We start from the raw sequence: 2,551 nt of genomic DNA on the forward strand, positions 1-2,551 counted from the left end.
TAAATATGTTTCTAAATCCAAAAGATTACCTAACAGAATAACTCCAAAAAGCAGATTGAAAATAGCAGAGCTCAATAAATAACACATTAAAATCAGGCTAATAGATCATTAGCCTGATTTTAATCCTCCGTTCCCATATTATACCCTAGTTTTAACAACAGTTTTTTTAAAGATTTCCCCTAATAAATGTCCCCAAAATAAATGGGGACTCCATTTTTGGTCAACTTCAAAGATGCCTAAGGATTCAGTTTTTTATATAGGTTTAGGAGCATGTCGAACTTTCTCAAAAAAATAAGCTAAACACTAGAAAAACAGGTATTTAAACCTATTAATTTTTGAAATGCTTTAATTTCTGTTTTTTTCTACTAGAAAAGATAGCCAGGCCAATCATTGAGCCCCAGGCTAAAGCTGTACTTAAAGCTACTAACTTACTATTATAGTAAATAATTGACGTTAATAACAGAAAACTAAAAAATACAATTAGAATAATTAAAGTGATTCTCATAATAATGATAGATTAAAAAATAAATAATGGTCAAATAAGACCTGCAATTATCTAGCCAAAAAAATTTCTTCTCGATTTTGAATTACGATTTATAAAAATATATCGGTTTATTTTGGGCGTGTATAATGCAAAAAAGGATATTTTTTAAATATTCATTTAAAGTTTAAAAGTTCTTTTGTTATGAGGGATTCTGAAGTTTTAAAATAACATACCTTAAATATTTTTTACTCAATAATGTTGCTTATTATATCACAATGTTATTAATTGTGACATAATTAATCAAAACATTGCTCATGATTATTAGATCTATTGAGACCAGAATGCCTTCTATGACTATTTATGAAGCGGAAAATGACAGTTTTCTGACTTCAAAAGCACCAGAAAATTGTATTTCTGAAGGGCAACCCTCTGCTGATAATAATAATTTTAATTACAGACTGGATTTAAACAGAGAGTTAATTAAAAACCCAGAAAAAACTTTCTTTGCACGGGTAAACGGGCATTCTTTGCGGAATTCGAATATTTTTGATGGGGATATATTGGTGATTGACCGCAGTGTGGAACCCCAGCACGATAAGGTGGCTGTTTGTTGTATTGATGGGGAATTTACGGTGAAGCGTTTACATAAAGTAGAAGATGATTTATTTTTGATGCCTGAGAGCTCCAATTTTAAACCGATTAAGGTTGAAGAAGGAAATGATTTTCAAGTATGGGGAGTGGTAACGTTCGTAATACATACAATGCGGTAAACTTATCCAAAAACTGTTAAAGTAGGATCTAAAATATGAGCTCTTTACATTTTTAAGATCTACAAAACTCCATTAAACTTATTCATATTCATGGCCCAGTTTTTCAGATACTGGGCCCATTATTTGATACCATTTTTAGAGTTGAAAGGCCCATTTTTTAAAAATGAATATCAAGCCCCCCTTTGTAGCACCCTTACTCAAAAAGGATAAAATAGGCTAATGTGAAAGTGCTGAAGACCGTTGAAATCTTTTTTATCTAAAGAGAAAAGAAACTTTTTTTCGTGTTCCTGCCTATATCAACTGACAAATTTCAAAGACAACATCAAAAAAAGACCACTTCATTTTTACTTTTGAATAGGATTACCAAAATTTAAAGTTTATTCAGGATTCATTTTTAATTATTTTTAAGAAAAAGGATGGGCCACTCTATTGAGAAGTATTTCAAAAAAAACCTTGGGAAATGGCTAATGACCATTTTAACCGGACTATTTCTTTTTGTGGTACTGTTCGTTTACAAAGGGTACAACATCCAACAAGGTTTGTCTTACTCAGGTCATGGTTTATTTTTCAGGTCCATCTGTTTTGGGTTGCTCACCTCATTCATATTTTACATTCACGAATTCTTTCTACTCCCAATTATGCCCCTAAGCAATATTCGAAGAAAAATACTTTGGGTCATTTGGGAAGTGTTTATGGGAGCCAATTTTATTTTTTTACTTTTCAACTATTTCTGGAACTGGACAGAATGGTATTGGCCCAGTTATTTTCTGTTAATCCGTGAATACTACCTGGTGATGTTTTTCCCCATTTCTTTTTGCTGGATTTTAAGCAGAAACCCTAAGCCTGTGCCACCTAAATCTAAGAAATTGGCCTTTATCTCCGAAAATGGGAAACATAAACTCCAAATAAAAGCCGAAAATCTAATATACCTAAAATCTGAAGACAACTATGTGGAGATCTATTATATTTCGGATGGACAACTAAAATGTGAACTCCAGAGAAATAGTTTAAAAAATATTGAACAGAAATATTTAGGATCCCCATTCCTTTCTCGATGCCATAGAAGTTATATGATTAACCCAGCTAATATTAACCAAATCATAGCCACTAACCGACAAATTCAACTGGATTTAGGTTATTCCAAAATTATTCCTGTATCAAAAAAATACCAATCCTCATTCACTTCTGAGGAAGCTTAAAAACTTGTCTAATCTTTGTTGCAAGTCCAGGCCTTCATTCCATTTTTTTATTCCAACTATTTGGGGAATAAGTGAAATCTTTGAATACAATCCAGATA

General features: G+C 31.8%; 2 protein-coding genes. Both read left to right on the forward strand.

Features of this window, described 5'->3' with window-relative positions; all coding sequences use genetic code 11:
- The first annotated feature begins 798 nt into the window (after positions 1–798).
- Entirely contained in the window at positions 799–1,254 is a 456-nt protein-coding gene (locus E1171_RS02940; RefSeq protein ID WP_155203923.1) for a LexA family protein, read from the forward strand.
- 467 nt (positions 1,255–1,721) lie between these two features.
- Positions 1,722–2,453, forward strand: coding sequence for a LytR/AlgR family response regulator transcription factor (locus E1171_RS24155; RefSeq protein WP_222931359.1), 732 nt, complete (start codon positions 1,722–1,724; stop codon positions 2,451–2,453).
- Positions 2,454–2,551: the final 98 nt, after the last annotated feature.

It is taken from the genome of Xanthovirga aplysinae (assembly GCF_009711365.1).
Classification (GTDB): Bacteria; Bacteroidota; Bacteroidia; order Cytophagales; family Cyclobacteriaceae; genus Xanthovirga; species Xanthovirga aplysinae.

What these genes read in the sequence shown, in the direction of transcription:
- E1171_RS24155 (WP_222931359.1), top strand. Translation starts at nt 1,722, where the DNA reads ATGACCATTTTAACCGGACTATTTCTTTTTGTGGTACTGTTCGTTTAC.
- E1171_RS02940 (WP_155203923.1), top strand. Translation starts at nt 799, where the DNA reads ATGATTATTAGATCTATTGAGACCAGAATGCCTTCTATGACTATTTAT.